The organism is Bacteroides sp. AM16-24, assembly GCF_003471885.1.
GTDB lineage: Bacteria > Bacteroidota > Bacteroidia > Bacteroidales > Bacteroidaceae > Bacteroides.
On record NZ_QRKI01000038.1, the window covers coordinates 1 to 5800 of the forward strand.

General features: G+C 47.3%; 2 tRNA genes and 3 rRNA genes. All 5 read left to right on the top strand.

What is annotated here, in order from left to right:
• The first annotated feature begins 749 nt into the window (after positions 1-749).
• The 5 genes from DW182_RS21805 (at position 750) to rrf (ending at position 5779) form a co-directional block, all read left to right on the top strand.
• Positions 750-2272, top strand: a 16S ribosomal RNA gene (locus DW182_RS21805).
• A gap of 168 nt (positions 2273-2440) precedes the next feature.
• Positions 2441-2514 (top strand) — tRNA-Ile (locus tag DW182_RS21810).
• Between the two features lie 31 nt (positions 2515-2545).
• A tRNA-Ala gene (locus tag DW182_RS21815) sits at positions 2546-2619 on the top strand.
• 99 nt (positions 2620-2718) lie between these two features.
• Positions 2719-5600: ribosomal RNA gene (locus DW182_RS21820) — 23S ribosomal RNA — on the top strand.
• 68 nt (positions 5601-5668) lie between these two features.
• Positions 5669-5779: ribosomal RNA gene (rrf, locus tag DW182_RS21825) — 5S ribosomal RNA — on the top strand.
• The 16S, 23S and 5S rRNA genes sit together here with 2 tRNA genes alongside, the layout of an rRNA operon.
• Positions 5780-5800: the final 21 nt, after the last annotated feature.

A 5800-nucleotide genomic window follows, 5' to 3' on the forward strand; every position in this document is an offset into this window, starting at 1 on the left:
ATGTGTACCCTTCCGTGCCCGTCCACGTTCCTTCTTAAAAATATGTTCTACAACATCCTTATCAATCAAGCAGTTACAAAATTGTTTCAAAAAACCTGTGAAAAAACGGTAGATATATTTGGATTGAATTGTAATATGCGCTACTTTTGCACCCGCTTTCCAAGAGACGGTAAGCCTTGCAATTGACATTCTGACAGAAACGGTGTAAGAACCCTAACGTTTTTCTTTCCTTTTGCCCTAATTCCAACCAAGAATACGGCAGTCGAAAAGAAAAAAGAAAAAAACTTCTGAAAACATTTGGAAGTTATGTGTTAAAGTTCTTACCTTTGCACCCGCTTTCCGAAAGGAATGCAATCGCTGATTGATTTACTGATTAAGAAACCGGTGTTGTTAAGAACTCCTTTTTCTTTCCTCTTTTATCTCCCTTTCGCAAAGAGAGACGACGAGAAAAAGAAAAAAGAAAAAAAACTTCCGAAAATATTTGGAGGATATGCTTAAAAGTTCTTACCTTTGCATCCGCTTTCTGAAAAGAAAAAGCGATTCAAGAAGAAGCGATCTTTGAATAATTTACATAAACAATACAAGTAGTACAAGAGCAAGGTTACTGCATTTGAATGAAGTAATCTTGGGTATAAAGAAAGAACCGTCAAGTAACTTATATATATAGGTAATTTGAGAACTTTTAATAAACCGAGCGTCCTGAACAGAGCAAAATCACCGGTAGCGATACCGGTAATAACAATACTTTTACAATGAAGAGTTTGATCCTGGCTCAGGATGAACGCTAGCTACAGGCTTAACACATGCAAGTCGAGGGGCAGCATGACCTAGCAATAGGTTGATGGCGACCGGCGCACGGGTGAGTAACACGTATCCAACCTGCCGATTATTCCGGGATAGCCTTTCGAAAGAAAGATTAATACTGGATAGCATAACGAGAAGGCATCTTCTTGTTATTAAAGAATTTCGATAATCGATGGGGATGCGTTCCATTAGTTTGTTGGCGGGGTAACGGCCCACCAAGACATCGATGGATAGGGGTTCTGAGAGGAAGGTCCCCCACATTGGAACTGAGACACGGTCCAAACTCCTACGGGAGGCAGCAGTGAGGAATATTGGTCAATGGACGAGAGTCTGAACCAGCCAAGTAGCGTGAAGGATGACTGCCCTATGGGTTGTAAACTTCTTTTATATGGGAATAAAGTGCAGTATGTATACTGTTTTGTATGTACCATACGAATAAGGATCGGCTAACTCCGTGCCAGCAGCCGCGGTAATACGGAGGATCCGAGCGTTATCCGGATTTATTGGGTTTAAAGGGAGCGTAGGCGGATTATTAAGTCAGTTGTGAAAGTTTGCGGCTCAACCGTAAAATTGCAGTTGATACTGGTAGTCTTGAGTGCAGCAGAGGTAGGCGGAATTCGTGGTGTAGCGGTGAAATGCTTAGATATCACGAAGAACTCCGATTGCGAAGGCAGCTTACTGGACTGTAACTGACGCTGATGCTCGAAAGTGTGGGTATCAAACAGGATTAGATACCCTGGTAGTCCACACAGTAAACGATGAATACTCGCTGTTTGCGATATACGGCAAGCGGCCAAGCGAAAGCATTAAGTATTCCACCTGGGGAGTACGCCGGCAACGGTGAAACTCAAAGGAATTGACGGGGGCCCGCACAAGCGGAGGAACATGTGGTTTAATTCGATGATACGCGAGGAACCTTACCCGGGCTTAAATTGCAACTGACGGATTTGGAAACAGATCTTCCTTCGGGCAGTTGTGAAGGTGCTGCATGGTTGTCGTCAGCTCGTGCCGTGAGGTGTCGGCTTAAGTGCCATAACGAGCGCAACCCTTATCTTTAGTTACTAACAGGTCATGCTGAGGACTCTAGAGAGACTGCCGTCGTAAGATGTGAGGAAGGTGGGGATGACGTCAAATCAGCACGGCCCTTACGTCCGGGGCTACACACGTGTTACAATGGGGGGTACAGAAGGCAGCTACACAGCGATGTGATGCTAATCCCAAAAGCCTCTCTCAGTTCGGATTGGAGTCTGCAACCCGACTCCATGAAGCTGGATTCGCTAGTAATCGCGCATCAGCCACGGCGCGGTGAATACGTTCCCGGGCCTTGTACACACCGCCCGTCAAGCCATGAAAGCCGGGGGTACCTGAAGTACGTAACCGCAAGGAGCGTCCTAGGGTAAAACTGGTAATTGGGGCTAAGTCGTAACAAGGTAGCCGTACCGGAAGGTGCGGCTGGAACACCTCCTTTCTGGAGCGACGCTCAGAGTATAATGAGGCGCAAGTCAAGTATTAGATTTTAAAAGTTGGTTCTTTAAGTCATGCTACCATAAGAACCTCTTGGACTACGAGTAATTGTTTATTTAAACATATAAATGAGAAAGAAGAAGCCGAGCCGCAAGGCGAGGTTGAACTCGACAGTCCTATAGCTCAGTTGGTTAGAGCGCTACACTGATAATGTAGAGGTCGGCAGTTCAACTCTGCCTGGGACTACGCAGTTGGCAATCTGTTGGTTGCTTACTTCGGGGGATTAGCTCAGCTGGCTAGAGCACCTGCTTTGCACGCAGGGGGTCAACGGTTCGAATCCGTTATTCTCCACTCTACCTTTTAGAGGTAAACGTTCTTTGACATGATGTACAAAAAAAGTAAAGTTATAACAAGCTGAAAGTATATATCGAGCCATACGGCTAGGTAAGACTAAAAGTAAGCAAGGGCGCATGGCGGATGCCTTGGCTCTCGGAGGCGATGAAGGACGTGATAAGCTGCGATAAGCCGCGGGTAGGTGCAAATGACCTTTGATCCGCGGATTTCCGAATGGGACAACCCAATATCTTGAAGAGGTATTATCCTACTAAGTAGGAGGCAAACGCAGGGAACTGAAACATCTTAGTACCTGTAGGAAGAGAAAATAAATAATGATTCCCCTAGTAGTGGCGAGCGAACGGGGAACAGCCCAAACCATATGTGTTACGGCATGTATGGGGTTGTAGGACCACGTCGTGGGACGACAGTTAGTGAGTAGAATGATCTGGAAAGTTCAGTCATAGACGGTGATAACCCGGTATACGAAGCTAACTTAACCCTAGTGGTATCCTGAGTAGCGCGGGACACGAGGAATCTTGCGTGAATCTGCCGGGACCATCCGGTAAGGCTAAATACTCCCGAGAGACCGATAGCGAACCAGTACTGTGAAGGAAAGGTGAAAAGCACTTCGAACAGAAGAGTGAAATAGTCCCTGAAACCATGCGCCTACAAGCGGTCGGAGCAGTGTAAACTGTGACGGCGTGCCTTTTGCATAATGAACCTACGAGTTACTTTTTCCGGCAAGGTTAAGGGTCTTGAGACCTGCAGCCGAAGCGAAAGCGAGTCTGAACAGGGCGGATAGTCGGAAGGAGTAGACGCGAAACCAAGTGATCTACCCTTGGCCAGGTTGAAGGACAGGTAACACTGTCTGGAGGACCGAACCGATAAGCGTTGAAAAGCTTCCGGATGAGCTGAGGGTGGGGGTGAAAGGCTAATCAAACTTGGAGATAGCTCGTACTCCCCGAAATGCATTTAGGTGCAGCCTTGATTTATACTAATATGAGGTAGAGCGACTGATAAGATGCGAGGGCTTCGCCGCCTATCAAGTCTTGACAAACTCCGAATGCGTATTAGTTCTATATCAGGAGTGAGGGCATGGGTGCTAAGGTCCATGTCCTAAAGGAGAACAATCCGGACCATCAGCTAAGGTCCCGAAATAACCACTAAGTTGATCTAACGAAGTCAGATTGCTAAGACAGCTAGGATGTTGGCTTGGAAGCAGCCATTCATTTAAAGAGTGCGTAACAGCTCACTAGTCGAGGAGTTTGGCGTGGATAATAATCGGGCATAAGTGGTTTACCGAAGCTATGGGATGTGCAAACATCGGTAGGGGAGCATTCCACTCTGCGTTGAAGGTGAAGCGTGAGCTTTGCTGGAGCGTGTGGAAAAGCAAATGTAGGTATAAGTAACGATAAAGGGGGTGAGAAACCCCCTCGCCGAAAGACTAAGGTTTCCTGATCAACGCTAATCGGATCAGGGTTAGTCGGGTCCTAAGGCTCAGCCGAACGGTGAGGCCGATGGCAGAACAGGTTAATATTCCTGTACTACCTTAAAGAGTGACGTGGAGACGGAGGCGTGACAGTGCCGCGGACTGACGGAATAGTCCGTTGAAGGGTGTAGATGTTGATCATTCCAGGCAAATCCGGAGTGAGAGTCGAACCTGATAGTATGGAGCGTTCTTCGGAACAATCCAATAGTGCATGTAATCATACTCCCAAGAAAATCCGCTAAACTTAATCTTTAAGGTACCCGTACCGCAAACGGACACACGTAGTCGGGTTGAATATACTAAGGCGCTTGAGTGATTCACGGTTAAGGAACTAGGCAAATTGACCCTGTAACTTCGGGATAAAGGGTCCCCACTGTAAGGTGGGGCGCAGAGAATCGGTCCAGGCAACTGTTTAACAAAAACACAGGGCTGTGCAAAATTGAAAGATGAAGTATACAGCCTGACACCTGCCCGGTGCTGGAAGGTTAAGAGGAGATGTCATCGCAAGAGAAGCATTGAATTGAAGCCCCAGTAAACGGCGGCCGTAACTATAACGGTCCTAAGGTAGCGAAATTCCTTGTCGGGTAAGTTCCGACCTGCACGAATGGTGTAATGATCTGGACACTGTCTCAACCGTGAGCTCAGTGAAATTGTAGTATCGGTGAAGATGCCGATTACCCGCGATGGGACGAAAAGACCCCGTGAACCTTTACTATAGCTTAACATTGAATTTGGGTAATTGATGTGTAGGATAGGCCGGAGGCTTTGAAGCATGTACGCCAGTATTTGTGGAGCCGCTGTTGAAATACGGCCCTTTGGTTATTTGAGTTCTAACTCGTTGCTGCGAGGACACTGTTTGGTGGGTAGTTTGACTGGGGTGGTCGCCTCCAAAAACGTAACGGAGGCTTCTAAAGGTGCCCTCACGACGATTGGTAACCGTCGGTAGAGTGTAATGGCATAAGGGCGCTTGACTGGGAGACTAACAAGTCGATCAGGTAGGAAACTAGAGCATAGTGATCCGGTGTTTCTGTATGGAAAGGACATCGCTCAAAGGATAAAAGGTACTCCGGGGATAACAGGCTGATCCCTCCCAAGAGCTCATATCGACGGAGGGGTTTGGCACCTCGATGTCGGCTCGTCACATCCTGGGGCTGGAGAAGGTCCCAAGGGTTGGGCTGTTCGCCCATTAAAGTGGCACGCGAGCTGGGTTCAGAACGTCGTGAGACAGTTCGGTCTCTATCTATCGTGGGCGTATGAAATTTGCGTGGCTCTGACACTAGTACGAGAGGACCGTGTTGGACTGACCTCTGGTTTACCAGTTGTGCCGCCAGGTGCATTGCTGGGTATCTAAGTCGGGATTGGATAAGTGCTGAAAGCATCTAAGTACGAAGCCAGCCACAAGATTAGATTTCTTAGGGTCGTCAAAGACGATGACGTTGATAGGATGCAGGTGTACAGGTGGTAACATCATAGCCGAGCATTACTAATTGCCCGTTCACTTTTGGTCCTTGCCTTGTATGGCGGATATATACGTTCAGTTTTCTGACTTTACTTTTAGCATCATGTCTGACTTATTCAGGTGACTATAGCATCAGGGTTCCACCTCTTCCCCATTCCGAACAGAGAAGTTAAGCCTGATCACGCCGATGGTACTGCGTCAAGTGGGAGAGTAGGTAGTTGCCGTTTTTTAGAGGAAAGCCTCCATAT